Annotated in this window: 23 protein-coding genes, 1 tRNA gene, 2 pseudogenes and 1 riboswitch; of the genes and pseudogenes, 12 read left to right on the plus strand and 14 right to left on the minus strand. The window is 62.3% G+C overall.

What is annotated here, in order from left to right; translation table 11 throughout:
- Positions 1 to 106: 106 nt before the first annotated feature.
- Positions 107 to 193, minus strand: a tRNA-Tyr gene (locus MSPGM_RS22370).
- A gap of 282 nt (positions 194 to 475) precedes the next feature.
- Between MSPGM_RS22370 and MSPGM_RS22375 the strand changes: the two genes are divergently transcribed.
- The 4 genes from MSPGM_RS22375 (at position 476) to MSPGM_RS22390 (ending at position 2,776) form a co-directional block, all read left to right on the plus strand.
- Entirely contained in the window at positions 476 to 814 is a 339-nt protein-coding gene (locus tag MSPGM_RS22375) for a hypothetical protein (protein ID WP_261925972.1), read from the plus strand.
- A 187-nt stretch (positions 815 to 1,001) separates the two neighbouring features.
- Positions 1,002 to 1,409 carry a helix-turn-helix domain-containing protein gene (locus tag MSPGM_RS22380; protein WP_261925973.1) on the plus strand — a complete coding sequence of 136 codons (408 nt, stop codon included), beginning with the start codon at positions 1,002 to 1,004 and terminating at the stop codon, positions 1,407 to 1,409.
- Between the two features lie 114 nt (positions 1,410 to 1,523).
- Positions 1,524 to 1,769 (plus strand): hypothetical protein, encoded by a 246-nt coding sequence (locus MSPGM_RS22385; RefSeq protein ID WP_155773747.1) that lies wholly within the window; start codon positions 1,524 to 1,526, stop codon positions 1,767 to 1,769.
- 77 nt (positions 1,770 to 1,846) lie between these two features.
- A complete protein-coding gene (locus MSPGM_RS22390) occupies positions 1,847 to 2,776 on the plus strand; it encodes an IS1595-like element ISMdi18 family transposase (RefSeq protein WP_261925974.1) in 930 nt (309 codons plus the stop codon).
- A 49-nt stretch (positions 2,777 to 2,825) separates the two neighbouring features.
- Here MSPGM_RS22390 and MSPGM_RS22395 read toward each other — a convergent pair whose 3' ends face one another.
- A complete protein-coding gene (locus MSPGM_RS22395) occupies positions 2,826 to 3,683 on the minus strand; it encodes a hypothetical protein (protein ID WP_261925975.1) in 858 nt (285 codons plus the stop codon).
- A gap of 49 nt (positions 3,684 to 3,732) precedes the next feature.
- Positions 3,733 to 4,245 (minus strand): DUF6932 family protein, encoded by a 513-nt coding sequence (locus MSPGM_RS22400; RefSeq protein WP_261925976.1) that lies wholly within the window; start codon positions 4,243 to 4,245, stop codon positions 3,733 to 3,735.
- Positions 4,246 to 4,280: 35 nt separating this feature from the next.
- On the opposite strand from MSPGM_RS22400, the gene MSPGM_RS22405 reads away from it, so the two are divergent.
- Complete coding sequence (locus MSPGM_RS22405) at positions 4,281 to 4,595, plus strand: hypothetical protein (protein ID WP_261925977.1); 315 nt, start codon at positions 4,281 to 4,283, stop codon at positions 4,593 to 4,595.
- A 267-nt stretch (positions 4,596 to 4,862) separates the two neighbouring features.
- Positions 4,863 to 5,030 (plus strand): hypothetical protein, encoded by a 168-nt coding sequence (locus MSPGM_RS22410; protein WP_261925978.1) that lies wholly within the window; start codon positions 4,863 to 4,865, stop codon positions 5,028 to 5,030.
- Positions 5,031 to 5,713: 683 nt separating this feature from the next.
- Here the strand turns inward: MSPGM_RS22410 and MSPGM_RS22415 are convergent.
- The 3 genes and pseudogenes from MSPGM_RS22415 to MSPGM_RS22425 all read right to left on the minus strand — a co-directional run.
- Positions 5,714 to 5,989, minus strand: a pseudogene (locus tag MSPGM_RS22415) (transposase); the annotation flags it as partial.
- Between the two features lie 245 nt (positions 5,990 to 6,234).
- Positions 6,235 to 6,881 (minus strand): annotated as a pseudogene (locus tag MSPGM_RS22420) (response regulator).
- A gap of 20 nt (positions 6,882 to 6,901) precedes the next feature.
- The gene (locus tag MSPGM_RS22425) at positions 6,902 to 8,416 is read right to left on the minus strand and encodes a histidine kinase (RefSeq protein ID WP_261925979.1); all 1,515 of its coding nucleotides are present in this window, start codon (positions 8,414 to 8,416) and stop codon (positions 6,902 to 6,904) included.
- Positions 8,417 to 8,601: 185 nt separating this feature from the next.
- On the opposite strand from MSPGM_RS22425, the gene MSPGM_RS22430 reads away from it, so the two are divergent.
- The 3 genes from MSPGM_RS22430 (at position 8,602) to MSPGM_RS22440 (ending at position 10,957) form a co-directional block, all read left to right on the plus strand.
- Positions 8,602 to 9,087, plus strand: a complete 486-nt coding sequence (locus MSPGM_RS22430) for a cupin domain-containing protein (RefSeq protein ID WP_261925980.1) — start codon at positions 8,602 to 8,604, stop codon at positions 9,085 to 9,087.
- 1,112 nt (positions 9,088 to 10,199) lie between these two features.
- On the plus strand, positions 10,200 to 10,556 hold the full coding sequence (locus MSPGM_RS22435; protein WP_261925981.1) for a DUF3817 domain-containing protein: 357 nt from the start codon (positions 10,200 to 10,202) through the stop codon (positions 10,554 to 10,556).
- Positions 10,553 to 10,957: a CopD family protein gene (locus tag MSPGM_RS22440; protein ID WP_261925982.1), complete on the plus strand. Its 405-nt coding sequence runs from the start codon at positions 10,553 to 10,555 to the stop codon at positions 10,955 to 10,957. Before MSPGM_RS22435 ends, MSPGM_RS22440 begins: the two co-directional genes overlap by 4 nt.
- A 239-nt stretch (positions 10,958 to 11,196) precedes the next feature.
- Here MSPGM_RS22440 and MSPGM_RS22445 read toward each other — a convergent pair whose 3' ends face one another.
- The 4 genes from MSPGM_RS22445 to MSPGM_RS22460 all read right to left on the minus strand — a co-directional run bounded on the left by MSPGM_RS22445 (position 11,197) and on the right by MSPGM_RS22460 (position 17,573).
- Positions 11,197 to 12,636, minus strand: coding sequence for a PepSY domain-containing protein (locus MSPGM_RS22445; RefSeq protein ID WP_261925983.1), 1,440 nt, complete (start codon positions 12,634 to 12,636; stop codon positions 11,197 to 11,199).
- 3 nt (positions 12,637 to 12,639) lie between these two features.
- Positions 12,640 to 14,865 (minus strand): TonB-dependent receptor, encoded by a 2,226-nt coding sequence (locus MSPGM_RS22450; protein ID WP_261925984.1) that lies wholly within the window; start codon positions 14,863 to 14,865, stop codon positions 12,640 to 12,642.
- 115 nt (positions 14,866 to 14,980) lie between these two features.
- Positions 14,981 to 15,176: riboswitch (cobalamin riboswitch) on the minus strand.
- Positions 15,177 to 15,627: 451 nt separating this feature from the next.
- Positions 15,628 to 15,933 (minus strand): hypothetical protein, encoded by a 306-nt coding sequence (locus MSPGM_RS22455; protein WP_261925985.1) that lies wholly within the window; start codon positions 15,931 to 15,933, stop codon positions 15,628 to 15,630.
- The gene (locus MSPGM_RS22460; protein WP_261925986.1) at positions 15,933 to 17,573 is read right to left on the minus strand and encodes a methyl-accepting chemotaxis protein; all 1,641 of its coding nucleotides are present in this window, start codon (positions 17,571 to 17,573) and stop codon (positions 15,933 to 15,935) included. Before MSPGM_RS22460 ends, MSPGM_RS22455 begins: the two co-directional genes overlap by 1 nt.
- Before the next feature lie 204 nt (positions 17,574 to 17,777).
- Between MSPGM_RS22460 and MSPGM_RS22465 the strand changes: the two genes are divergently transcribed.
- Positions 17,778 to 18,230 carry a hypothetical protein gene (locus MSPGM_RS22465; RefSeq protein WP_261925987.1) on the plus strand — a complete coding sequence of 151 codons (453 nt, stop codon included), beginning with the start codon at positions 17,778 to 17,780 and terminating at the stop codon, positions 18,228 to 18,230.
- A gap of 127 nt (positions 18,231 to 18,357) precedes the next feature.
- Here the strand turns inward: MSPGM_RS22465 and MSPGM_RS22470 are convergent, their stop codons facing one another.
- On the minus strand, positions 18,358 to 19,899 hold the full coding sequence (locus tag MSPGM_RS22470) for a sensor domain-containing diguanylate cyclase (protein ID WP_261925988.1): 1,542 nt from the start codon (positions 19,897 to 19,899) through the stop codon (positions 18,358 to 18,360).
- 1,299 nt (positions 19,900 to 21,198) lie between these two features.
- Positions 21,199 to 21,324, minus strand: a complete 126-nt coding sequence (locus MSPGM_RS22475) for a hypothetical protein (protein ID WP_261925989.1) — start codon at positions 21,322 to 21,324, stop codon at positions 21,199 to 21,201.
- 353 nt (positions 21,325 to 21,677) lie between these two features.
- Between MSPGM_RS22475 and MSPGM_RS22480 the strand changes: the two genes are divergently transcribed.
- Complete coding sequence (locus tag MSPGM_RS22480; protein ID WP_261925990.1) at positions 21,678 to 22,145, plus strand: hypothetical protein; 468 nt, start codon at positions 21,678 to 21,680, stop codon at positions 22,143 to 22,145.
- 79 nt (positions 22,146 to 22,224) lie between these two features.
- A complete protein-coding gene (locus MSPGM_RS22485; RefSeq protein WP_056116401.1) occupies positions 22,225 to 22,464 on the plus strand; it encodes a hypothetical protein in 240 nt (79 codons plus the stop codon).
- Positions 22,465 to 22,759: 295 nt separating this feature from the next.
- Here MSPGM_RS22485 and MSPGM_RS22490 read toward each other — a convergent pair whose 3' ends face one another.
- Positions 22,760 to 23,122, minus strand: coding sequence for a response regulator (locus tag MSPGM_RS22490; protein ID WP_261925991.1), 363 nt, complete (start codon positions 23,120 to 23,122; stop codon positions 22,760 to 22,762).
- Positions 23,119 to 24,981 carry a sensor histidine kinase gene (locus MSPGM_RS22495; protein ID WP_261925992.1) on the minus strand — a complete coding sequence of 621 codons (1,863 nt, stop codon included), beginning with the start codon at positions 24,979 to 24,981 and terminating at the stop codon, positions 23,119 to 23,121. The genes MSPGM_RS22490 and MSPGM_RS22495 overlap by 4 nt, the downstream gene beginning before the upstream one ends.
- Between the last annotated feature and the right edge of the window lie 583 nt (positions 24,982 to 25,564).

The raw sequence follows: 25,564 nt of genomic DNA on the forward strand, positions 1-25,564 counted from the left end.
CGGCCCGGCCCAAAATACCGGTCAGGTCAGTCTGCGCCGCCGCCGACTAGAGGGAACCCAACCGTCGCCTGCTTCACCCGCGTTCTTACCAGACGAGCGCAAAGAATGGTGGGGGGGGGGTAGGACTCGAACCTACGTAGGCATTGCCAGCGGAGTTACGGTCCGCCCCCTTTGCCGCTCGGGCACCGCCCCCATGCAGAAGATGATAGCCTGTGCGCCGACTCGCACTAACTCGCTTTTCGGATTGCCTCGATCGAGTAGGAGCACCCGACACCTGCGGGGCCACGGCATCTTGATCCGATCTTAGGGACGGAAGCGGGGGAGGAGCGGTTGGGCATCGGAGCGAAGCTGATCGTGGCCGCCGCACTCATTCTCGCCGTGCTCCTCCTGATGCGGGTGCTCTCCCCGAATAAGGGCTGCCCTAACGGACAGGTGCCTGTGTCCACGATTGCTGGCACCGCCTGTATGCCTCGCGATGGCTGATCCGGTCTCCGAACGCTGCGCCGCCGAGATGCGCGGCCTGCTCCGGTTCGCGCAGGGCCTCGGCAGGACGAGGAAACACAGCCTTTTGACTCCCGTTTTACGCCAGCTTTGGCTCCTAAGCAGCATGAAGATCCTGGCGGCATATTTTCGAACGCAGGCTGATCTCTGCCGGGAGATAGCAGACGCGCTGGCCCATCAGGACGATCCGGTCATATCGAAGCTTCGCGACATGGCTGATGAGTTCGACCACAACGCCAGTGCGCTTGAGCGGTGGCTTGCTGAAGAGGCCTCAAGCGAACCCGTCCGAGCAGGCACCCCGTGCCTTCATTGATCGCAGGCCGCAGCAGTTGGCGTCGGTGATGACGACCGTATGGCCGAAGTCTGTAAGTGGATGCTCGCGGCCTCCATCTGATTTTAACTTATGATTGCCTAAGCTAAATGCATTGCTTAGGGGACTGTTGGCAGCGATCGAGTCGCAATAGAGTTGCCCCGCCGCTCGCAATGCAGAGCATGAACCCATGACCGACTATAATGCATCGCCAAAGCAGGCAACCAAGGAGGACGTTATCGTCGGCCTGCGCATCCAGACGCTGCGTAAATCCACGGGCCTCTCACAAACTGCGCTCGGCATCGCCATCGGCGTGTCGTTCCAGCAGATCCAGAAATATGAGAATGGCGCGAACCGTGTCGGCGCCGGCCGCTTGAGCGACATCGCTCGGGTACTTGGAGCGCCGGTCTCCGTCTTCTTTGAGGAAGGGGATGCCGCCGCCGCGCAGGAGAAAACAGAGGTCTTCGATTTGCTGCGTGCCCCGGGCGCCGTCGATCTGCTGAACGCCTTCGTCACGATCGAGGATGACCGGCTACGCCGCGAGGTTCTGGCCCTCGTTCGCAGCGCGGCTCGCATGGAGCAGGTTCAGAGCACCTAAGCCAGCGGAGCCGAGAATGGCTTAACTGTGCGAACACCGAGGCGACCGCACGGCCGACGTGCGGAAGCGGATGCTCGCGGCGGCGCGCGGGGCTAATAAGTGCAGGAGGACACAATGCCGGAAGCCATTGAACACCTGGAAAACTGGTGCACCGATCAGCACAAGCTCTTGTCCAAAAACCTCGACCTCATGGAGAGGGGATTGCTCCATACGAGCGAGGGCCGCGTCGGCGGTGGCGTCGTCAATACAACAGACGCATCGATTGCTCGAACGAAGGAGTCGCTCGCCGAACTTGAGAGTGTGCTTCAGATCATTCGCGATGATTCGGCGGAGTTGGCGGCGGACGGACCGAGCGAGTAACGCCTGAAACGAAAGGCGATTATATCGTTGACACATACGGCAACCGGAGGTAGGTTTTAGCTCTAGGAGCTAAACCGATGTCCGCCCTTTCCGCCGCCTTCTTCCACGACGAAGCCGCCGCTTTCGCCAAGCTGGAAAGCCTCCTGTGGCCGGAAGGTCCGGTCTGCCCCCACTGCGGTGGCATGGGCCGGATCACCAACGTCAAGGGCGGTCGCATGGGCCTGCGCCGCTGCGGCGACTGCAAGAAGCAGTTCACCGTCACAGTCGGCACGGTGTTCGAGTCCAGCCATGTGAAGCTGCACCTGTGGCTCCAGGCTGCGCACCTTCTCGCGTCCAGCAAGAAGGGCTTCTCCGCGCATCAACTGCACCGGACCCTTGGCGTCACCTACAAGACCGCGTGGTTCATGTTCCACCGCCTGCGTGAGGCGATGCGCGATGGCGCCCTTGCCCCGATGGGCGGTCTGGACGGCCCGGCCGGTGGCGCTGGCATTGTCGAGGCTGACGAGACGTTCATTGGCCGTGAGCCCGGCAAGCCGAAGAAGCGCGCCTATCACCACAAGATGAAGGTGCTGAGCCTCGTTGACCGGGACACGAAGCAGGTTCGCTCCGTCGTTGTCGATGACCTCAAGCCCGACACGGTGAAGCCGATCCTTGCCGCGAACATCGCCAAGGAAGCCAGCCTCTTCACCGATGAGGCGGGCCACTATGTGAAGCTCGGCAAGGACTTCATCGAGCACCAGATCACGTCCCACGGCAAAGGCGAGTACGTGCGCGGCATCGTCCACACGAACACCGTCGAGGGCTACTTCTCCGTGTTCAAGCGCGGCATGAAGGGCGTCTATCAGCACTGCGGCAAGCAGCACCTGCACCGCTACCTCGCGGAGTTCGACTTCCGGTACAACAATCGGGTGAAGCTCGGCTGTGGTGACGGTGAGCGCGCTGATCGGGCACTTCGGGGCGTCGTTGGTAAGCGCCTTACGTATCGAACGACTGGTGAGGGGCTATAAGCATCGTTGAGGAAAGGGCCGATACGAAGCATAGATCGGCCGCTTCCGCTTACGTAAGATCAGATAGACCGAGCAGAGTGTGCTGGCGACGCGTCTGCTCGGTCGAATAGATTGTAGTACGCGTCTCTAAGACCTTAGCTGCATAAGCTCGGTTAACTGGCCATTCGCGAGCGCGGTCAAAGTCTGGCCCTAGAAGACCCTTGAAGTCATCTCCGTTGGGCACGACGAGGTGAAACGAGCCAGTTTTTACGTCCAATCCAACGAGAGTTCCAATTACTGGAATGGTTTCACTAGCCTCGTCCGACGCTGCTTCGATAATTCCAACGATGCGCTCCATACGAGCGCGATCAACGATTTGGCCAAGCTGACGGCCATCAGATCGGTTCCACCGCACATCTGCATCGAAGCCGCCCTTGACGTTGGCGGCTGACCAATCGTGGACGCGTTTAACAACCGCGTTTCCCAGAGCTTGTGCGATCTGCCGAACAGCAGGACGACTATCGATCTCCACCACGTCGAAAAAGGCATCTATCGAGGCGTCTAGGGCGCCATGCTGGAACATGTCGCGCTGGGCAGGTGCCAATAGGACCACGCCAAGCGAGCCGGCATAGGTGTATCCGACCTCTAGCATGCTTTCTTCGAGCGCCTCGTTGCCGAACGTTGCCTTAGCTTTCGGCCCGTTTTTCTTGGCGTCGTGAACCTGCGTAAAAAGGTTCTGGTAGGTCAGCATCGACTCCGATACGTAGGCAAGGCCGTATCGGCGGCTTTCGACTTGGACGAGACGATAGTTGCAGACCTCGATCTGAGTTTCCTGGGCGAGTTCTAAAAGCCGCGAGCGTAGCTGCCTGACAAGCTTTTGCTTGGCAGCAAGGTTCATGCGCAAAGCCTTGCTGTCCGGCTCCCTCATGGAAGCCGCCTCTAGCCTCGCCACAGACGCGATTGCGCGTCTCGTTTCTTCAGCGACGGATGCGTAGCCCGACATCTGTCTCGCCCACTCTCAAAACCGCGATCCCTTTGAGGTAAACACCATTGTGCTCACTGCCGTACTGCTCACTCCATAGCCTTTCGTTTCCATCGAGCCGGAATGAAGCATGGCCGATCGGGAATAGAGTTTCGGCGAAAGCATCGACCTTGTCAATAAAAATGTTGTCGTTTATAGCATCTACTAGAGCTTCCTGATCTGCATTCAAACTTTCTGCAACATCCGGGTCCATCAATAGCGCGACATCTACATCGCTTGGATCATTTTTTACGGTAAGGAAGCTTCCGTTGACAAGAATTTCGCAGCAAATGTCGGCAGACTTAATGGCTTGGACGAATGTGCAGAGGCGAGCAAAAAGGTTGGGGCGCATCGCAGATTTGAGAAACGGCCTAACGCACAGATCCTCGATTTCGGTTAGCTGCCGATAATGACGTCCTGGCGCCAGCAATGGTGCATAATCAAATTTCGTGCCCGCCATGCTGCGCATGGTACCTGCGGCTCGGCCAACCGCAATAGCTAAGCTTGCCGCTCGGCTTGGGAAGTTTGGCGCTGCGCCCGGTAGGCTTCAGTCAGCTCGGTTGGCTCCGGCGGCTTTTTGCTGTTCGCGCGTCGAGCGCCTACATTGAAGGCGATCCGAGGGCTGCACTGATGCCGACAGACACCCCCACCAAAACCAAGACTGCCAAGCTCGGCGCTGAGAAGCTGACGCCCGAGGAGCAGAAGCGCCGCTTCATTGAGGCCGCTCAGGAGGCGGGAGCAAGCGAGAACGAGGCCGACTTCGATGCCGCGCTGAAGCAGATCGCAAATCCGAAGCAGCCCAACTCCGGCCAAGGGTAGAGTGTGGCACTCTCACGCTAGTCCACGTCGCGCGGTCGCGTTAGCAGCGCCGTAGAAAGGGGCTGCGAAATGTTAACGAACTCGATCATCGGCATGATACGCCGCCGCTGGCGGACTGAGCGCCCGTTTGAGGGCAGCACGAAGGAGAGCTTGGAGCGCAAGATCCAAAGCGGTGCGGTCCGTGAGGACGTGAAGGAACAGGCGCGTCGCGAGCTACAGCTTCGCAAAGATCAGCGCCTAATCGGCTGAGCTGAGCACTGCCGCCATTTGTCGATGCAGGTCGCCGGCAACCGACTGGGGAAGCAGCACGACCGCCTCAGTTCCGTCCGCCTTCTCCAGGCGAACACCCAGCGTCCGGCCGCCGTCGATCAACTCGACGCTGATAACCCGACCAACCGCAAACGCGTCGGGGCGGCATCACTCGACATGAACTGAACTCCACGAGGGGCGAAACTCGCCCAACGGTCGTGGTCGGTCAAGATGTATGTGCGAACGATATAATCGCCAAACGAAAAACCCCGCCGCGGCTGAGCCGGGCGAGGTGAGTCTTGGGAGGAACGACAGGGGTCGTCAGGGCGGAACGGCTGAAAGTGCCGGCGGTTCTAGCTTGGTCCGAAACCGGACCAAGCCGCTCAACTCGGCACTGGCCCGCCCGACCCAAGCTCCCCAGTTCGCCACCAACCCCCGATCCAGGGCCGGCTGCGCTCGATTGCCTGGCATTACTCACTAAGGCGATGGCCTCACATGAGGCAAAAAATCTCTATCTATGATTATTTGCTTGCGAATCATGGGTTCGTATGATGAGGAATGTGTTGAGGTAGCAGGTCGCTGTTTCTGTTTCTATCCTCGGTTGCTTATATAGGCGCAATTCTACCTCTCGGATGACTATGGTGGATGCCATGAGATTGTCGCCGAGTCTGTATCGAGATATTATGCACTGCTCTTGTCCGTCTTGTGGGACAATACACGAGAAAAGCGGCAAATGGTTTGCGACGGTTGCTAAGTATATTTGTCTAGGTTGCGGCAAGACAGTATTTCTAAACTATCCCAAAAAACTTCACATATTTGTTATGCACTCAGAGGCAAAAGCACGGGACGCAACTTAGAGCTGCATCCGATCAGGTTGCGTCGTAGCCGGCAGCAGCCAAATAGGCTCGACACTCCGCTGGCGCAGAGCGGTTCAGGCTCTGCTTTATGGCCTCTCAGAGGTCCAGGATGGTCCGCGCCGCGGCGCTACGCAGGAAGCTCTTCAGCTTCGCGAAGGCCAGCTCTATGGGGTTGAAGTCGGGCGAGCAGGCCGGGAGGTAGAGGAGCCGTGCTCCCACCGCCTCGATGTGCTCGCAGATGCCGCTGACCTTGTGGGCCGGCAGGTTGTCCATGACGACCGTGTCGCCAGACTGACACCGAAGCGTTCGGCTGCTTGGTGTCGCGACGCGCCGGTCTCGACCGCATGAACCACCCGCTGACGCAGATGGATGGACACCCAAGCGGTCTTCTGCGCCGCGGCTGGCAGAGGTCCGAATGGGGGGAAAGCAGTAGTTCGGCGGGCGGATGCCGCGTGACCGGAAGCGCCAACAGCCGACATTAGCTCAATGTCCGAAAGAGGACGCTCGCCGGTCACCCTCGCATCGCGAGCGATTCAGCCCGATAGCGTGGCGTACTCCGCCAGCGAGGAGACTACGCCGTAGCGCATGCAATAATAGACGAGGTCAATGTCGGAAGACACACCGAGCTTTGTCTTCACGGCGTAATGGTAATTCGCAACGGTCTTGGGTGTCACGTTGAGCGCGCTCGCGATCTCCTCGGTCGATTGAGCGTCGAGCAGCATCCTCAGCACCTCGAATTCGCGCGGCGATAGGCGCTCGAGGGCAGAAGCCTCCTCCTCAAGCCGCGTCAACGCAAGCGCGGACGCGATTTCCGGGCACATCGCCGTCTTGTTCTTCGCGACGTTCCTGACGGCCCCGCCAGTAGCTCCGGCGCGCTGCTTTTCGTCATGTAACCTTTGGCGCCGGCGCGGAAGGCCTGGAGCGCGTAGCTCGCATTGGCGTGCATGCTGAAGACAAGGATGCGCGCGTGCGGGTCCCACTGGCGTATCTGCCGGATCACGTCGATCCCGCCGCGGCCGGGCATGCTGATGTCCATGATGACGACGTCGGGAGCGGCCTCCTTGTAGAGCCGATAGGCCCCGATTCCATCGCCGGCCTCCGCGATCACCGCGATGTCGCCTTCCTTGTGGAGAAGCCGCCGATAGCCTTCGCGCACGATGGCGTGGTCGTCGACCAGCATAACCCGGATCACGGCATCCATCAGATCTGCTCCCGCGGTTCGAGGGGGACCGAAAAGCTTACCCTCAGCTCGACGCCCCCTTCGGGGCGCTGAGCGAGGCTGAACGCGCCGCCGAGCGCGACAACCCGCTCGCGCATGCCGACCAATCCGACGCCGCTCGACGGACCGGGGGATGCTGCAGGCGGCAGGCCGACACCATCGTCCGTCACGCTGAGCGCGATCAGACGCGACCGCTCTCCCGTCCGCGACGCCGATACCGGTCCTCCGCGAAGGAGGACTTCGACGTTTGCGGCTGCCGCGTGGCGCGCAGCATTGTTCAAGGCCTCCTGCACGATCCGGTAGATATGGCCGGCTGCCTCCGCCGGAACGTCATCGAAGCAACCTTGCCACCGGAATACGAAAGCCGCGCTCCCCTGCCTGGCATGACAGGCGGTCAAGGCTTGAAGGCTGGCGATGAGCCCGAGGTCGTCAAGTTCTGGTGGCCTCAGATGGGCAAGCGTTTCGCGAAGCGCCCTCATCGTGCCTGACGCGAGAGCGACTAACTCCTGGCTTTCTTGGGCAGCCTCTGGCGCGGTCGCGCGGACCGTTTTGCTGATGGAGGTCGCCAAACAACTGAGCGCCGTCAATCGCTGCGCGATGTCGTCATGGAGTTCGAGCGTGATCATGCGCCGCTCGCGTTCTTGAGCGTCCACCAGCCTACGGGCAAATTCGGCACGCTCGGAGGTCGTCGCCTGAAGCGATTGCGCAAGATCGTTGAACACGTCTGCGATGCGCTGCAGCTCGCGCAGTCGGAAGGAAGGCAGGCGGCTTGAGAGGTCGCCGTCAGATAGACGATTGACGCCTGCGAGGACCTCGGCCGCCGGCCGAAGCGCGTGATCGACCACAACATAGACGAGCACGCACAACGCGCCGATCGTCATCACCAACAGGCCAAGCGTTCGCGTCAGCTCCATCCAAGCTGTGCGTGCGATCGTTGTCGGATCCAGCGTGGTGCGGATCGTCCCCCAGCTCTCGCTGCGATAAACAAGACGTCGTTCCGTCTGCGAGCGACGGACGAATAGCGCGTGGGAGGCGGCCACGAACCAAGCCGGCGGGCTGGAGACGCGCTCGTCGCTGCCGACGCAGCTCGCGTTGCGGACCTCGGTGACCGGGCCGAGCAGCTGGATGCATTGTCCGGCGCCAAGTGAAAATTTCAGGACAGAGTCCCAGTCGGGAAAGCGGTCGGCGCGATCGAGGCCTCGAGTGATCCGGATGATCTGAACCATCAGCTGTCGTTCGACGGCTTCCACCACATCCTCGTTCCGGCGATCGGCTTCCGCGGCGACATGACGGACGGTCAGCGCCGCGCCGCCTACGAGGCAGAGCATGGCCATCAGGACGATGCGCCCGACCAAGGTCCATTTGAGGTCGAGCCCGCTTTGGCGGCGCGTTTCCCCAAGCGTATCGATCGCCACGGAAACCGATGTCTTCGTGGCGGCGGCCTTGCCCGCCGAACCCGGCCGGAGCTCGCCGAGGAAAAATGCCCAAGGGTTCATGTGCCGATCGCCATTCCAGCCGGGCCTGAAAAGCTCATCATGCCGCCGTCACACGATGCCTCCAAACGGCTTCGGAAAAAACAATCGGGTGAACGAGAAATCACCGTTTCGCCCAGTTAAAGTCAGTCTGAGCCAATGTACTCAAATGAATGTCGGCTTGCTCGCCGATAATGTAGGGTATCACAATGAAGAATAGTTTTACTTCCGCCGCTGTGCTGGCTGCAGGTCTGGCGTCGACCGCTGCGGTCGCAGATCCTTCGAGCCACAAGCAGATGATCACCATTTCGGATGCTGCTGCTGTGAAGTGGAAGCCTGCCCCAGCCGCTCTGCCCAAAGGCATTGAGATCAGCGTCATCATGGGCGATCCGGAGAAATCCGGTCCGTTCGCGTTGAGGCTCAAGATACCACCCGCGACGACCATCGCTCCGCATACCCACGCGACCGACGAAACCGTAACACTGCTCAACGGCGCTCTCATCCACGACATGGGTGAGAAGATCGTCGAAAGCCGCGGTGAGCCGTTCCGCGAAGGCGGCTTCCTCTACCTGCCGGCCCACATGCCCCATTCCCTGTGGACCAAGGATCAGCCGGCGGTCATCCAAGTCAATGGCACGGGCCCCTTTGGACTGAACTACATCAACCCGGCCGACGATCCTTCGAAGGCACGCTGATAGGGCACACCCGTCATCCTCGAAAATCACAAGCGGCTCGAAGTGAAGGGCCCCGACCGGGGGCAGAAGCCCGTTGCACTCTCGCTCGCTGGTGGCGCACTGCGCGCGTTGGCGGCGGATCCAGCCTACGCCAAGCCCATCCGAAACCTGGTCATCGTCCACGACATGCTCGAGGATGGGTCCGGCCGGCGCAAGATTCACGATTGTCTCAACGCTGAGAGCGATCGCGTGTCGGAGAGGCAACCAACGCTGACATCGTTCAAGAATGACGTGGCTTGGTCTCGGCACTCATCCTGGCGTGCACTGGAGCGTCAATCAGGCCTGGCGACATCGGTTCGATGCGTACGGACGCCAATCCCAACGTGAGGCCACGGGCGACGACGGCGGCACCTATCACGCCCAGGCCTCCCTTGTCGGCGCCAGCGGGCTCGGGGCGTACTTCCTGCAGCCGTGCCGATTTGAAGGCCCGGTCGAGGATTGGTCATCGACTTAGAGTGCTTCGCAAGTCTCCCGCGGCGCTGCCGTCTTCCCTTCGGTACCGGCAGCGCAGCGGGAGGTTTGTGGAAGACACCGGGATATCCGGCGTCGGGAACGTAGGCGCACGTAGGTAGCAGTGATCAAGCGTGTAGGGCGGCAGCACGCCTGTCGGTGGTGCGGATCGCCGCGCCCGAACCAGAAACTATACGCGATAAATTCATCGCCAGTGCCACCTTAGCGATATGCTGGATTGCTCGCATCGCCGCGCTTTCGGCGAAATATCGAACGTGCGCCGTCGCTTTGATCGTGCGGCTTCAATCTAACTCTGGTCTAAGCCTCTGATTTGAGCAGCAGCACGGCGTCAACGGCTCCATCGAGATAGATGCGAGCGAAGCGAACACCGAACAGGTGGTCCAGCTCGTTCCCGCGAGCAATCTCCGCAACTGGTCCGTCGCCCATTATGCGCCCTCGCCCCAGCAGCACGAGCCGATCGCAATCGCGCACGGCCTGCTCGATGTCATGTAAGACGAGGACGACGATCCGGTTGCGGGCATACCCACGATCGGCATCGAACGCAGGGACAGATCGTGAGCATGGATCGTCGGCGAAATAGTTGGCTAGACGGGCTCGAACCGATGGGATCGGCCGTCCCGACCGTCGAGAGCGGACATGCCGACCTTGAGCCGCTGCGATGGCTAGGGGTCGCCGCTATCGTGGAGGCGACGACGCTGCTGCTCCTCGTCGGCGTGGCAGTCCCCTTGAAGCACCTCGGCGACTGGCCCCTGGCGGTCCGTGTCCTCGGTCCGGTCCACGGCTTCGCCTTCGTGGCCTACCTCTGGCTGCTCCTCCGGTTGCTCGGCACCGGCCTCCTGTCGCGCGGCGAGGCGGCCCGGCTTGCCGTCTCCGCGCTCGTTCCCCTGGCTGGCTACCTCGCGGCCCGCTTCCTCGCTCGCCGTGTCTCGGGACGGCCCGATCGGGGTTTGGCAAGATGATCCCGCTGGACGCCTACCCATGGCTCAAGGCGCTGCATGTCGCGTGCGCGTTGCTGTTCGTCGGCGGTGTCGTCGCGAACAGTTTGCTCCTTGCCGCAGGGCGTGCGGCAGGAGCCCGGACCGCGCCGGTCCTGAGGCAATGGGATCGCACGGTCACGGTGCCGGCGATGCTGGGCGTCTGGGCCTTCGGCATCGGCCTTGCGGTCTCGGGCGGCTGGTTCACGCACGGCTGGCTTCAGACGAAGCTGGTTCCGGTCGTGCTTCTGTCTGCCATCCACGGCCTGCAATCGGGACAGATCCGAAGGCTTGTCGAGGGGATGGACTTCAAGCCCGTGTGGGCTGCCGGTCTCATTGTCCCATCCGTGATCGCGATAGCCGTTCTGGCAGTGATCAAGCCGTAGAGGAAGCCGGACCGACGGCGCCGGTATCCGCATGCTGCCCGCCCGGGAGCGCACCATGGCACATTCACCGGCCCCGACCGCGAGGTTCCTGGCCGGCCGAGGGCCGGCATGCGGACGTCTCCGACAGCCGCAACGGGTGGAAAGCAGGCCTTGTACCTTGCTGCAGCAAGGGTCGGCTTTGCCGTCGATAGCAGACAGTCGATGACCAGCGATCACGGCTGCCAGAGGTGCTCGCACCTTCAGCGCAAGCGACGCCATCCGAGCACAAAGCCTGACAGCGAGATGATCAGGCCAGCTGTTGAGAGAAGCCATACCACGACATCCCAAACAGGCCGCCGCGCGAGCAACACGACGAAGTCCAGCGTGTGAAGGCCGTTGAAAAGCCAGCGGCGGATGCGGCCTGAGTGGTCAAGCCCACCAAGAACTTCGCCGGTCGCCGGATCGATGTGAAACCATGTGCTCTCGGGATCCGCGAACTCCACGCGCAGCACCGGAAGTTGCCGCGTCTGGTGGTGCGAGTACCAGTAGGCGTCCTCAGCCTCCAAGAGCGTTGTGCGCGCAATCGGAGCGTCCTGCAGGAGTTGCCGGGCCGCCGTGAGCAACCGCTCGCGCGGCACCGGTGCATCTCTGCAGCAGGAGTTCTGATCGCTGTCACGACAGAGCGGTATCACCTGGGGCCGTCCACCGACGTGGTACAGGCGAAGCTCGACCGCTGAGGTGCAGGTAGCCGCTTTCAGGTCTTGAACAGCAAGGGCAAATTTCGGCTCGGTCGTGCCCGCGTAACGTTCCAGCTTGGCTTGTGAGGCGGCCCTCGAACTGAACCAACGGTTGGGGTTCATGGATAGCCAGCCGCTCACGACGAAGGTGATCAGTGTCACTCCACCGATCACGCCCGCGAGGTGATGCCAGGCGGGCCAGCCCCGGTAGGGCGTGACCCGGCCCGAGCTATAGCGGTCCCTCAGCCGCAACCGCAGAACGCCGATCCAGAAACCAGTCATTGCCGTGACGATGCTGATGCCGGACACCCAGAGCACGACCTCGCGCCACAACTCGGCCTGCGCTCTCAGTGGCGTCAGGTAGATCCAGTGCGGAATGGCTCCGAGCCAGTTCCACACGCGCTCGGTGCGGCTGGTGTCGAGGGCGACCTCACCTGTACGAGCCGAGACGTAGAGACGTGTCCCAGCCGGATCTCCCAAAGCGATCAGGTGGAACGGTCTCAGGGGATCATAGCGCGCGGTGACCGACCACTGATCGCGCGTGACCTCGCCGACGATGGACGGCCGCACGGCACGCGGATCCTTGGCAGCAACTGCGAGTGCCTGTTCCCCGCCGACGTTGTCGATGAGGCGCCCGTTCTGTGCGGATACGATGGTTCGCGCCCCGTTCCAGGCTGTGACTCGGTAGACGGGCTCCGTGCCGAGCATCTGGAGGCGAAGATCTTGGGGAAACCGAGACTGACTTGCCGCGGTCAGAGCATCGGATGGACTGATTTGAACCCCATCCCAGCGCAGAGGCTGGAGCCCGGCACGACGCTCCGCATCGCTCAGCGCAGGGAAGCCGACATACATCATTACGACGCCGGACACGAACCAGATCGCGAAGAGTAGGCAGGTCACGATTCCAAGCCAGCGGTGGCCGAGATACAGCCACCGCTTCAGGATCTTCAGGGGCCTGGCCACGGCTCAAAACGCGATGTTGTAGGCCACCTCGACCGAGCGCGGCCGCCCCAGCAGCCACGTGTTGGCGCTGCCGGTCACGGGGTAGATCTCATCAAGCAGGTTGTAGACTCGCACGCTGAAGCGGGAGTTGTCGGTCACGCGATAATCGACGCTACCGTTTACCACCTCATAGGAGGGTCGACGCACCGTGTTGGCAAAGTCGCTGAAGGTCTCCCCCACGAACTGCACACCCACCCGGGCCTCCCAATGCGGCGCAAAGGCCCAGGACAGCCACAGGTTGGCCACCCGCTCAGGCACCGAGATTGGCTGGTTGCCGGCGTAGTTGACGGCCACGCCACCTGCGGATTGCTGGAAGTTGTCGTACTGGGCGTGCAGCAGCGCTAAGTTCCCCTCGATGCGCCAGTTCTCCCAGAGACCGAGCGAGGCGAACGCCTCGACGCCGTGCGAGGATTGGCTGCCGACCTGGATCGATACGGTCGGCCGCAGCGGGTCGACCGTCAGCAGGTTGTCCTTCGTGATCCGGTAGCCGGCGAGTGTGAACTCTCCGCGCCCGCCCCAGAACATCTGCTTGTATCCGACCTCGATCTGTTCACCGGTCGAGAGTTCGAAATCCTTCTGCGCGAGCGAGAGGGTAATCAGCGAGTTCACCGGGTCGACGGCCGTGGCGTAGCTTACATACAGCGAGCTATCTGGGGTCGGATTGTAAACCGCCCCGAAGCGGTAGCTGACGGCACTGAAGTCCTTCGTGAACCCGGAGAAGGGCGCTCGCAAGGTCTGCTGTCGGACCGTCGGTGCATCGTAACGCACGCCAGCGATCAGAGAGAGCTCATCGGTGAGGACGAGGCGGTTCTCAGCGAAGAACGAGTACTGGTCGGACGATGTCGCATAGCCTGGCGTCGTGGCGTCGAAGCTGGAGAAGAGGCCGGGGCTGAAGATAAACGGATTGACGCTGCTCTCGCCGCGATAAGGCGAGTTGTTGGTGTGTCGGAACGTGATGTGGTTGACGTCGAAGCCCGCCACGAACTCGTTGCGGAAGCCGAAGAACGAGCCGCGGAAGGCGGCGTCGAATCGGTTCCCAATCTGCTCCTGGTCGTGAAAAATTTCGATTGGCGAGGTGCGGCGAATGAGGCCCGTCGCCGGCACGAAGGCGTAGCTCTCGACGTTGCGCCAATGCCGGTCTGAGACCAGCCGGTAAGCGGTGTTGCGGATGGTGATGTCCGCGGTTGGGGTCCATTCCGTCCTGAACTGTGTCCAGTTGTCCTGGAACACGATCCTGCTGTCGTCGACGTTGTAGTTCTGGAACCGCAGGCGCGGATCGAGCCGACCACCAGTCAGCGGCGTCCCGAAGTAGCGCAGCGGCGCTTGATAGCCGTAATCGTGTGAGAGGCTGAAGGCGAGATCCGGGGTGGCCTGGTAGAGGATCGAGCCAGACACCGCGAGGTTGGCAAAATCCCCGTTCTGCCTAAGCCACCCGTTGGCCTGGTTGCCGCTGACGTTGAGGCGGTAGAAGACGTTCTCGCCGATCGGACCACCGCTATCGAAGGCCAGACGTTTCACACCGTCCGAGCCCAACGCGGCGCGCGCGGCATTGATCGGCACAGCGACGGGCTTTTTGGGAACCACGTTGATCACGCCACCGATCGCTCCATCCCCGTACAGGACGGAAGCAGGCCCGCGCAGCACCTCGATGCGATCAACGTTCCAGGTGTCGAACGGGTAGGTGATCGTGCCGGCGCCGACATACAGCCTAGTCCCGTCGTAGAGCTGCATCACCGAGTTTACGCCCGAGAAGCCGCGGGAGGTGTACGACTGGAAGCCGTTGCCCGGCGCGCCGATCGTCGTGATGCCGGCCGCGTTCTGGGTGACCGCCTCTTGGACGGTCTCCTGCCCCCGTTCGCGGATCTTCTGACCTGGGATGACCTCGATGCTGGCTGGCGTTTGCAGCGGCGACAGGTCGAGACGGCTGCCGCTCCGGTTTGGCGTTGCGAGGTTCAGTCCTGTGGCCGCCGCAGTGTAGGGGGTCGACGCAAGGAGGCGCGTGCCCGACCCTGCACCGGTGACAGTTAGCTCTTCCAGCGTGACTGCATGTCCGTTGTCCGCAGCCTCCCCACGCTCCTGAGCGGCAAGAGGATACGAGGCCAGAACAAGGGTGCTCGTGGACACTAGCAGAGCAGTGGCCGAACGTGAGCGCTCGATTGACGAGCGCGTGCGTCGGAAAGCAATGAACATGGAGCCTCGGGCAACGGCAGTGGCACGTCACCGCGAACGAGGCCTCAGCTCACCGCCTCCTCGCAGGAAGGCAGCGCTTCGACACCCGCCAGGACACCCCGCCCGACGCGTTTCGCGTGTGACCACGACTGACGGCAGGTCTCCTGGCTCGCGGGTCGCTGCCCTCTCACCGTCTTCCCGGGCGAGGCTGCCCAGTGACATGGTGGCGGAAGGCTCGCCGCTTACAGTTGCGGGGGCAGCCGCGGCATCGGGTTACCCCTCACCGCGTTCCCTTTTGATCCCCGAGGGGAACCGTCACGCGCATGGTAACGCCATCGTCAGCGCAATCCGTCGCTTTGGAGCAACACCAAACACTAAACCCTTTTTTGTGCCCAACCATAGGGAACGGTTCGACCGGGTCCCCTGCGGAGATCCTCGAACGTCTACTTTTACCTTGATAGCGGCCTTGCTCTCAGACGGCTTCGTAGGGCTGCTTGGGGTCGAGAGCGGCCATACCGGCCTAACGAGTTGAATGTCGGCTGCTGGCGCACAGCAGCGGTCAAGCCTCCGCCTGCTCAACTGCCGTTTCTCATCCCGAGCCGCCCTCTCGTTGCGCGATCAGACATGCGAGAAAAATGACCGTTTTTTAGCCGCTTAGATGTGTGCAGAAACCGACTAAGAGAAATCAGATTCCAAGGAGCGGGACCGTTAGGTGGTTATAAGGGATCTGCTGCGCGCCGGTCAGAGCTCGGGAGCGTCGTCTGCTGACCACGAGTCTTGGCCCTAGTGCGGGTAGCGGCGGGCCAGATCGGCGAGCTGCCGAACCTCTTCCAGCAACTGCTGCAGCACCGCCCCAACGTGTCGGCCCCGCCCACCGAGTTGCTCCAATGCCGACGGTAGGCCAGCAATCTCGCGCTCCAGGTTGTCGTGCAGGGTCAGGAGCGCGTCGCTGTTGGCTTGGATGTGCGGGACCCGTGAGCCGAGATCCACCCCTGCCGCATGCGCCTCGGTCAGCTCGGTGACGATGCGGCTGACCTGCGGTGTCGCGAGACGCATGGTCGGCAGGACGTGGATCTCGGCGTCGCTCATCAGGCGGCCCGCACCGTGTTGAGGAAGCGCGCGACCTCTGCACCGAGATGCTCGGACTGGCGCGAAAGCTCGGAGGCCGCTGACAGCACCTGGCTGGCGGCGGCCCCTGTCTCCTCGGAGGCCTGTGCAACGCCTGCGATGTTGCTCGTCACCTCGCCCGTGCCGGTGGCGGCCTGCGAGACATTGCGCACGATCTCATGTGTGGCCGCACCCTGCTCCTCGACAGCGGCGGCGATCGTCGCCGTTACCGCGTTGATCTCGCGGATCCGGCTCGTGATCGTCCCGATCGCCGTCACAGCCTGACCCGTCGCACCCTGGATCTGCGCGATCTGCCCCGAGATCTCGTCGGTGGCCCGCGCGGTCTGGGCCGCGAGTTCCTTGACCTCGCTCGCCACGACCGCGAAGCCGCGACCGGCCTCACCGGCGCGTGCCGCCTCGATCGTGGCATTGAGCGCCAGCAGGTTCGTCTGTCCGGCGATGTTCGAGATCAGGCTCACGACATCGCCGATCCGGGTTGCGGCTTGGCTCAGTTCGCCGACGAGATGGGCTGTCTGGTCCGCTTCGCCCGCGGCGGTCTGCGCGAGGTTGGCCGAACCGCAGACCTGGCGTCCAATCTCCTGGACGGAGGCGCCGAGCTCCTCAGCGGCGGCGGCGACGGTGCTGACGTTGGAGGCGGCCTCTTCAGCAGCCGCCGCGACGGTGGTGGACTGGCTCGCGGTCTCGGTCGCGGTGGCGGTCATCGTGCTGGCCGTCGCCTGCAGCTCGGTGGCGGACGACGAGACCATGCCGACAATGCCGCCGACAGCACGCTCGAAGCCATCAGCCAGCTCCAGCATCGTGCGCTTGCGCTCGACGGCGGCAGCCTCATCGGCGATGCGCTTGACCTCGGCCTGCTCGGCCGCCTTCTGCGCAACCATGGCCTTGATGCCTTCCACGGCCTTGCCGATGGCGCCGATCTCGTCGCCGCGGCGGGCCTCTGCGATCTCGGCATCGATGTCGCCCTTGGCCATACGCTGGAGGACGTCGACGAGACGGCCCATCGGCCGGACGGCGCCCCACACAGCGATGGCGCCGAGCAGGCCGAACGCCGTCAGCAGGCCCGCCACGGCAAGGCTGGTGAGAGTGACGGAGGCCGCCCCGGCGATCTCCGCCGCCTGCGCCTTTGCTGCTTCAAGGTCGCGCAGATTGGCCTCGACGCGCTTCACAACGGACTCGACGACCTTCCGGCGCGCCGGACGAACCTCGGTGTTGGACACCTTGGAAGCCTCGGCGTTGTTGTTCTTGAGGCCGAGCGAGATCGACCGCTCCGCGGCAGCAAAGAACGCGTTCAATTCCTCCTTGATGCCGAGATTCGTCGTACGGCGAACGTCTGTGTCAGCGAGCCCGATGAGGCGATCGATGGCGGTGAGTGCCTGCTGCTTGGAGATCTTGTAGTTCTCGGCCTGAGCGGCCATCGCCGCATCTTCGGTCTCGATAATCGTGTTCTTCTCGCTGATGGACGCCTCGTCGAGGGCGACGTTCATCTGCAGGGACAGGACAGCACGTGCTGAATTGATGTCGACGATGCGCTGCGTGTTCTCGGACAGTGTCGCCAGTTTGTCGCGAGCCAGCACGATGATGCCGGCGGAGACGATGAGCATCACCGCGGCTGGTATGGCCAGTTTGCCGAGCAGCCGGAGATTAGTGAGTCAGGACATGGACGACTTCTGAGGGGCAAAGGCGCTGCATCCGCGAGCTGCCCTTTTGCCTACGGATGAGGCAGCATCACATTTCGTTGGCTAACAACCTATTAACATCAAGAGTATTGTCTTGCCGCCATAACATAAGTAGAGCAATCTCGATCATTGCGTGATATTCATCCATTTTACGCGTTCAGGGTTGTGCGCTGGAATGAAGTTTTCGCAAATTGCGATTCTCACTCTGTTCCTCAACCTGATGTCACACTCAACGATAACATACAGCCGTCCTGGCCTGAGAGCGTATTTGAAGTGTTTAATCCAGGCAGGATTGATGCGGGCGTTGGCGGCCATGAGACTGGCGATGCAGGCGAGCCTTCCGGTTGCGACGTCGCGGTGGATGGTGCGCTCACGGTGCAGGCCGCCTCAACGGCTGAGCGGGTATCAGTTTGGAGAAAGGAGTCTGGCGCGTACTCACCGCATCGCTATGCGCACGTCCAGCGACACGGCTTCGAAATCATGTCCGGGATCAATGACGTAAATCCCCGTCTGCGCACGGTCTTCATCAAGGGTCCAGACGGCGCCATCATCGAGCTGCTGCAGCGGTTGCCCCGTCCCTGAGGCAGGCCGCAGCTGTCCAATCCAAGACCGCTCGTCAGCGCAACTCGGAGTCGGACGGTTCAATCAGCCAGCACTGTACATCCCCGATTTGCACCGCACTTCCGGGGGTCTCGAAGCCTGCATCGGTCTATCGGGCCCTCACCAGACGAGGCTCGCGTGGCATGCTCTCGGCGTGACCCGTCGGGCCAGAGGCACACCGGGTTTGGTTGCGCCCGCCTGCCTTCGCCTCGTAGAGGGCCGCGTCCGCCGCCCGGTACAGCGCCTCCGCCGGCTCCCTGGGCGAGCCGGAGCCGGTCGCGAGGCCGATGCTCACCGTGACCGCGCCGGCTCCGATGCCGGCTGAGGGCAAGGTGAGCGCCGCAACCGCCTCGTGGACCTTACCGGCGATGCGCGAGGCACCTTCCTCGTCCGTGTCCGGCAGCAGCAGGACGAACTCCTCGCCGCCCACTCTGGCCACGAGGTCGTCGGGCCGGTTGACGCTCGCGGAAAGACAGCAGGCCACCGCCTTCAGCACCTCGTCGCCGACGGCGTGGCCGTAGCGGTCGTTGTAGCGCTTGAAGTGGTCGGCATCGACGACGAGCAGCGACAGCGGCTTGCCCTTATGCCACGCTGTCTTCCAGGCACGCTCCGACACCTCGTCGAAGCGGCGCCGGTTCGGCAAATCGGTCAGGGCATCGGTCCGCGACAGCCGGGCGAGTTCCGCCTGCAGCACAGCGCGGCGGCGAAGATCCTGTCCGTACAGCAGAGACAGGAACACGGTCAGGCCGCATAGAACCAGGACCACGCTGCTGATGACGAGGGCCTTGAGGCGCCAGCCGGCCTCGATGTCGCGAGTGGCGAGTGCAACGTTGAGGACAAGTGGCAGGTCGCCGACCCGGTTGAAGGTGTAGTGGCGCTCGACCCCGTCGCGCACCGAGGTGCCCACGAAGCTCCCGGAGCGCTCGGCCACAAACCGCCGGAAGGTCGAAGCACCGGCGATGTTCACGCCGATGTCCGCCTCCTCATAAGGCTGGCGCATAAGGCGCGTGCCGTCGCGCAGGTAGAGATTGATCGCGCCGTCCCGACCGAGGCCGATCTGGTCGAAAAGGCGACTGAAGTAGTCGAGCTTGAGGCCCGCCAGGACCACCCCGCTGAAGGAGCCATCGGGCTTGTCGATGCGGCGGCTCAGCACCACAATGCGCGAACCCGTTAGTCGGGAGAACAGCGGCTTGCTGATGTGCAGGCCCAGGTTCGGATCGGCCTTGTGGGCCCGGAAGTAGTCGCGGTCGGCGTTGTTCAGACGGCGCGCTGGGACCGCCCCGGCGTCCAGGACACTGTCGCCGTGCTCGTCGAGGACGAGCATCACGCCGAGGTCGCGCGCGGTCCCGGCACGGTCGAACAGGACGAGCTGGCGCATCTCAGGGCTCAACGCGTCGAGGCCGGGGACCCGGAGATTGTCGACGACCGCCTGCAGGGAGAGATCGATGATCTCGACGTTGCGGGCGATGTCGCGCTCGATGACCTGGAGCAGGTTCTTCGAGGTCTGCTCGGCCTTGTCCCAAGCGTCCTGCCGCAGGTCGAGCAGCATCAGCCCGGAGACGACGAGCATGCCGACAGGGGCCAGCACGCCCAGCGCGATCCAGGTGCGGGCGGAGCGGAGCCGTCGCGCGAGGCGTGGCGGCAGGACCATCGGCGGGCTCTCCCAAGCTTCTTCGTCGTTGCTTGGTATCTGGAGCCTGCCGCCTAACCGGCGATTTCTCCGGACGCCGCTCCTGGCCCTTCAACGTTGTCGTGACTAACGCCGCGTTGAGGAGGCCACGAGGATTCTCATCGTCCGCGGGACTCGGTTGCGCGGTGTTCGAGGCGGACACCGGGCGGTCGTCGACCCGCGGTCGCTGCCCGCTTCTACCCGGGGGGGCGTGGCCGAGACAGGAACGCTGGTATGGGCGACCCAGCGCAGGCCGACGCACGACGAGTTGGTCTGGGCCTGGCCCGCGCGGGAGGGAGCGGGTCCAGCCGAAATTGCACGCGGCTGGTGGCAGCCGGCCATCGATATATTGCGCGAGGAGCGCCGCCGGACGGCATCCCTGGAACGCGCCTGTGCATCGCGTCGGTCCGGAGCGATGCGATCATTCTTATCGGACCGCGAACCGCTTAGCTTCACTGGCAGCGAACCTCATGATGATGTCGGCGAACCCACGTTTGAGAAGGGGCTGGTGGCCGGCCGGCCGAACGTCGCCTGCGCGGGGGCGGAAGCGGGAGGATTCAGGCGACTTGCTCCGAGTTGAAGGCTTTGTTGCCGGGCCAGCAGCCGTCCCCAAGTCTGAGCGCTCTGAAGCCACGCCTCCACATCCGAGTCTGCTCACGCACCCACAGCGGACCTGCCGCCGCACGAGGGCGAATGTCTGCAAGTGGCGCGGAGCTGAATAAGGCGGGGGCGAACTCCTGACCCCAAGCGGATTTCGAGCGTGTGTCAGCCGAAGTTCTGCATAGGGGCAGAAAGCGGACGCGGCGCGAAGCGGCTTAGCGCAAGCCGCAGGCTGGAGTGGCTGCGGCAGCGGACCGAGTTAACGCTGTTCTGAACGAACCTCCGGCTCTTCGGAGACAAAATTGCAAGCGCGAGGTTCCTTCTACGGCCACGCCTAGAGCGTGGGCGAGAAGGGAGTGAGAGCGCTGAATCACACCTTGCGACATGGGGACGAGCCCGTGCTCAGTCCCATTGCCTGGGCGCTGATCGAGCTGGACGAGATCGGCTATGTGGTGACTTGCACTTCGGCCGCCCCGACACCGCGGTGGCGCGTCGACACGGGCTCCGTGATGACATCTCGCCAGATTATCAGCTTCGCAATCGAGGCAACCGCGCACGCATCGAGCCGGCTTCAGCCCTCGTCGGCGAGGTCGCCCGCGAAATAGGCACGAGGGACGACGACCGCATGGCCGAGATGCGGAAGCGGATGCTCGCGGCGGCCAGGTGAAGCGCAGCCGGACTTCACTCTGCGGCCTTGCGGGCGCTCTGCAAGACAGCGGTGAGCGCGGCGCCCGCGTGCTCGACGCTCATCTTTGCGAAATCGCCCAGCTCGGCCGGGATCGCGAAGCTTGGCTCCGTGGTGGCCATGATGCCCCTCCAAACTTTGCGCCGCCGAGCAGTTGCTGTGGTGCCAGACCTGCATGGTGCCTCGCGACGTAACCGTCAAGCTGAATGAAGCGGCTCATACCGTTATAGCAGTTCGGCTTTCACGCTTGAGATTTCAGGGTACCATTTTGCTGCCGTCGTATACTTTATGCGAATTGATGCTCATTGTGCGCAATCATGATGTGCCGGATCGAATTGCGTAAACTGCGAAAGTTGTCACTTAATATTTGTTTGTTCTGCAAGAAGCTGCGCGCATAAGCTTGTAAATTGTACCTTGGTATGAAATGAAAGCTGCAAGCCTAGCGAGATAAAGAAGTCGCAGGCGGGGGCGTCAAATGTTTATCGATGAGTGCGATCTCTCGCCGCCTGACCGTGGCTGGAACTACGAACCTTCGCGTGCTGAGCTGCTCCAGAAGATATCCGCTCCTCTGTACACAACCGATGCCGAGGGTTGGCTGACGTACTACAACGATGCCGCAGCCGAGCTGTGGGGCCGTCACCCTGTCATCGGTGAGGAGCGCTGGTGCGGCTCTTGGCGCATCTACGATACTGACGGCAAGCTACTGGCGCGCGAGCAGTGGCCATTGGCAGTCGCCTTCCAACAGAGCCGTGCTGTGCACGGTCTGCAAGCTGTTCTCGAACAACCTGATGGTACTCGCGTGCCAGTAATGCCGCATCCGACCCTGCTGCGCGACAGATCAGGGATTGTGGTCGCTGGCTCAAACATCCTTCTGAAGGTCGCACAACCGTCAGCTCTTCACAGCCAATTCAGTGACCCATCAAACACGGAGCTATGGGTATAACCCGTTCTTAAGAGAGCACTCGCTCCAAGCTGAGATCAAGCCAATGTTAAGGGCGTTGTTTAGGGGGACTGAGGTGCAGATGTTGGACGTGACCCGGACAGCTGTGGCGCAGGAGTTCGTTGAGATCCTCATACGTCGCGCCCAGCGCAGCGGAGACTGCCCTGCACAGATGCTGCGCGAGCACGGCCGGCGTTTAGCCCTGCTGGTGAAGCTAGCGACAGACACGCAGTTCCAAGCAGTTCTTGCTGAGCTGGATCGCCAGGCAACGAGGCTGGAGCTGAGCGCGGGGATAGAGATACGAGAAACAGTCTGCGCGTGACCTTTTCCATTCGCAGATGCTGCGGGGCGGCATTGGTTTCCTGATGAGCCTAGCAAACAGATCATCCTGCTACCCAGATGGAATCGCTAGCAGGCTTTGTAGGGACAGCTGGAAAGCATAGGCGCATTCGGCGCCCTGGTCTCATTTAGCTTCGACACGACAACAATCTTTTCTTCAGCGAACCTGATTGTTCACGGCTCTAGTTCTATACACAATGTAACGCACCGCTAAAAAGCCGCACATAAGCTAGATTAAAGCGTTGGGCAGGACGTCAATTTAGAACATCGGACGACAGTCAGACGAACAGCGCTCGAGCAAGCTGGGATGGTTCAACCGGCTTTTCACAGTGTGGCACGTGTGCGTAGCGCTCTGGTAGCGCAGCCTTGTTGTAGCCGGTAGCGAATACGAACGGAACGCCGCGCGCCAGCAAGGCTTCGGCGACCGGGTAGCTCATCACCTTATGTAAATTGATGTCGAGCACCGCGGCATCGAGTTCATGGGCGGCAATCAGCTCCAGTACCGTTTTAACGCTCGCGGCCGGACCAACCACCTCAGCCCCGAGCGCTTCGAACTCGGCATCCATCGCGTTTGCGATGAGGTAATCATCCTCCACTAAGAGCACACGGCATCCCACCCATTGGTTGGCTGCAGAGGTCATTGGGCCCTTGTCCCAGCAAGCTCAGTGAGTGGCAGGTCAATGGAGCAACGCAGCTCATTCTCGCCAAGTTCATAGTCTGTGTGTGCCTTTAGCGTGTAGGGTAGCGCCTTCTCGATCAGCTCGCGCCCATAGCCCCGCCGGATCGGGTTGCTCTGTTGCGAACGGCAGATTCCCTCCTCCAGCCATGTCAGGGTGAGGCGCTGCTCTCCGGCTTCGGCGGTGTAGGTGTCCCAGCTGACCCAGAGTTCGGCCTGCTCACGGGACAAGGCACCGTACTTGCGCGCATTGGTGGCAAGTTCGTGCAGAGCCAGAGCCAACGTCTGCACACTGCCCTTTCGCAGCACCACCCGAGGCCCCTCTACCGCGATATGCTCCCGCATGTCTGTCGCTCCGAGCGCATCAAGCTCCATCTCGACAAGGGCCCGAATGGTAATTGGCTCCTGGTCAGAGCGGGAGAGCAGGCCCTGCACGCGAGAGAGTGCTGCAAGGCGGTCGTTGAAGTGCTCGCGGAACAACTCAGTCGGGCCGGTCTGAGCCATCGTTTGCTGCGCGATGGCGCGCACCACAGTGAGCAGGTTGCGGGTGCGGTGCTGCAGTTCATCCACCATGACGGCTTGTCGCTGCTGCAGTTCGTGCAGCTCGTGGATGTCCATGGCCGCGCCGAACCACTCCGTTACCTGCCCCTCTCCGCCAAAGATTGGCACCTGCCGTGCGAGGAACCACCGGTATTGTGCATCGCGCCTACGCAGTCGAAACTGCGCGTCGATTGGCTGCTTGGTCTCGATTCCATGCACAAATGCCTCCTGCACGCCCCTACGGTCATGGGGATGCATTGGGGCGAGCCAGCCGAAGTCCTGCACCTCCTCTGCCGTTTGGCCGGTGTAATCGAGGAAGGATTGGTTCTCTGAGAAGGTGAGCCCGCTCGCGTCCGAGCGCCATAGAATGACCGGCACAAGGTTCGCTAACGCCCGGAACCGCTCCTCGCTCTCGCGCAGGCGCTCCTCGGTGTGACGGCGCTCGCTCAAGTCAGCCGTGACAGCCAATAGCGTACTCGGCTCGCCCTCATGGTGCAGCGGTTGCACACGGCTGTTGGCCCACACGTGATTACCGTCAGGGCGCAGGTAGCGCTTGTCCAGCGAGGCGGGCTGGTTTGTTCGAAGCGCCTCCGCGACAGCGATCAGGCTGGAGGGGACGTCGTCAGGATACGTCACGTCCATCACGGTGAGACGCAGCACCTCCTCACGGGTGCGCCCCAGGATACGGCAGAGCTCGTCGTTGGCACGTAGGAAGCGGCCATCCTGCGCAAGCTCGGACAGCCCGACTGCGGCGCTGCCGAAGATAGCGGCGAGTTGCTCGTCACTCTGACGTGCGATGGTTTCGGCTCGAGCCCGCCCGCCATTCTCAGTGCAGATCATATGGACGTAAGCGACTCGTCCGTCCTCGTCGCGCACAGGCATGAGGATGGCATCGGACACGTCTGCGTTCGCCTGACCCTCACAGCACATACTGAGTGCTTGGCTGTGGACCTGTATCACCTCACCTGCGAAGGCACGCTGGTAGAACGGCTCGGCCGCCGCCCAGCCAGCCGGGAAGGTATGAGGCAGTGTTTGGCCGAGAGCCGCGGGATGGTGCTCGCCTAGAAAGGTAGCAGCCGCATCGTTGTAGATCAGGAGGCGTTCTGGCCCGCATACGAGGCTGGTGGCAAGAGGGTTGGCCAGCGCCATCTCGACAGCAAGTTTCAGGCGTGGTGACCAGTGCTCGGCTGATCCGAGCGGCGATCCTGACCAGTCATGCGCGCGGATGCGCTCCACCATTTCACTACTGCCAGGCGGCCACTCGAGCGAGTTGCGACTGCCCATGGGGCCTCTCCTACATGCCCTAACCCTAATCTTATCACGAATCGGAGCGAGTTGATCGGCCTCCAGTACGGCAATTTGCTCTTAATCCGGGTCGCTCAGAACGACGACCACGTGGGCAGACAGAGCCGCTGACAACAGATCGAGCCCAAGCATGGTATACTGCGGCCTCGGAAGCTCTCTGAACCAGATAGCAAGCAAAGGGGCAGGGACTAGAAGCCAGCCCTGGTAGTCGGCTTCAAAGGCGGGGCTAGGCGGAAAGTCATGGGCAGATGAGGCCGCGCGTCCGGCCTAGCGTCAGACCTATGCCAGCGCTAGGAGGTTATGAGCGGTGAAGATCATAGCCTATTCGATCCTGCCCTTGATCTTGCTTAAAACAGGCAGGATCAGCAGGCGGCGCGGGATACCGATACCCTAGCCTTCAAGGGGCTTCAGCACGACAATATCGAGGTCCTAGCGTATCACCACTTCCGACACTGCTATGCAGATCGGCCGCAGGCAATAGGCGTCGCCGTCGAAGATGTCCTATGCGGGGTGAGCTCGGAGGGTTGGCAAATCGACTGTGGGTTGAGTCTCAGCCACCCTC

The organism is Methylorubrum sp. GM97, assembly GCF_024347855.1.
Taxonomy (GTDB): domain Bacteria; phylum Pseudomonadota; class Alphaproteobacteria; order Rhizobiales; family Beijerinckiaceae; genus Methylobacterium; species Methylobacterium extorquens.

What these genes read in the sequence shown, in the direction of transcription:
- MSPGM_RS22430 (WP_261925980.1), top strand. Translation starts at nt 8,602, where the DNA reads ATGAAGAATAGTTTTACTTCCGCCGCTGTGCTGGCTGCAGGTCTGGCG.
- MSPGM_RS22435 (WP_261925981.1), top strand. Translation starts at nt 10,200, where the DNA reads ATGGGATCGGCCGTCCCGACCGTCGAGAGCGGACATGCCGACCTTGAG.
- MSPGM_RS22475 (WP_261925989.1), bottom strand. Translation starts at nt 21,324, where the DNA reads ATGGCCACCACGGAGCCAAGCTTCGCGATCCCGGCCGAGCTGGGCGAT.
- MSPGM_RS22485 (WP_056116401.1), top strand. Translation starts at nt 22,225, where the DNA reads ATGTTGGACGTGACCCGGACAGCTGTGGCGCAGGAGTTCGTTGAGATC.
- MSPGM_RS22450 (WP_261925984.1), bottom strand. Translation starts at nt 14,865, where the DNA reads ATGTTCATTGCTTTCCGACGCACGCGCTCGTCAATCGAGCGCTCACGT.
- MSPGM_RS22470 (WP_261925988.1), bottom strand. Translation starts at nt 19,899, where the DNA reads ATGGTCCTGCCGCCACGCCTCGCGCGACGGCTCCGCTCCGCCCGCACC.
- MSPGM_RS22495 (WP_261925992.1), bottom strand. Translation starts at nt 24,981, where the DNA reads ATGGGCAGTCGCAACTCGCTCGAGTGGCCGCCTGGCAGTAGTGAAATG.
- MSPGM_RS22395 (WP_261925975.1), bottom strand. Translation starts at nt 3,683, where the DNA reads ATGAGGGAGCCGGACAGCAAGGCTTTGCGCATGAACCTTGCTGCCAAG.
- MSPGM_RS22400 (WP_261925976.1), bottom strand. Translation starts at nt 4,245, where the DNA reads ATGCGCAGCATGGCGGGCACGAAATTTGATTATGCACCATTGCTGGCG.
- MSPGM_RS22440 (WP_261925982.1), top strand. Translation starts at nt 10,553, where the DNA reads ATGATCCCGCTGGACGCCTACCCATGGCTCAAGGCGCTGCATGTCGCG.
- MSPGM_RS22385 (WP_155773747.1), top strand. Translation starts at nt 1,524, where the DNA reads ATGCCGGAAGCCATTGAACACCTGGAAAACTGGTGCACCGATCAGCAC.
- MSPGM_RS22490 (WP_261925991.1), bottom strand. Translation starts at nt 23,122, where the DNA reads ATGACCTCTGCAGCCAACCAATGGGTGGGATGCCGTGTGCTCTTAGTG.
- MSPGM_RS22390 (WP_261925974.1), top strand. Translation starts at nt 1,847, where the DNA reads ATGTCCGCCCTTTCCGCCGCCTTCTTCCACGACGAAGCCGCCGCTTTC.
- MSPGM_RS22375 (WP_261925972.1), top strand. Translation starts at nt 476, where the DNA reads ATGGCTGATCCGGTCTCCGAACGCTGCGCCGCCGAGATGCGCGGCCTG.
- MSPGM_RS22480 (WP_261925990.1), top strand. Translation starts at nt 21,678, where the DNA reads ATGTTTATCGATGAGTGCGATCTCTCGCCGCCTGACCGTGGCTGGAAC.
- MSPGM_RS22425 (WP_261925979.1), bottom strand. Translation starts at nt 8,416, where the DNA reads ATGAACCCTTGGGCATTTTTCCTCGGCGAGCTCCGGCCGGGTTCGGCG.
- MSPGM_RS22460 (WP_261925986.1), bottom strand. Translation starts at nt 17,573, where the DNA reads ATGCTCATCGTCTCCGCCGGCATCATCGTGCTGGCTCGCGACAAACTG.
- MSPGM_RS22380 (WP_261925973.1), top strand. Translation starts at nt 1,002, where the DNA reads ATGACCGACTATAATGCATCGCCAAAGCAGGCAACCAAGGAGGACGTT.
- MSPGM_RS22455 (WP_261925985.1), bottom strand. Translation starts at nt 15,933, where the DNA reads ATGAGCGACGCCGAGATCCACGTCCTGCCGACCATGCGTCTCGCGACA.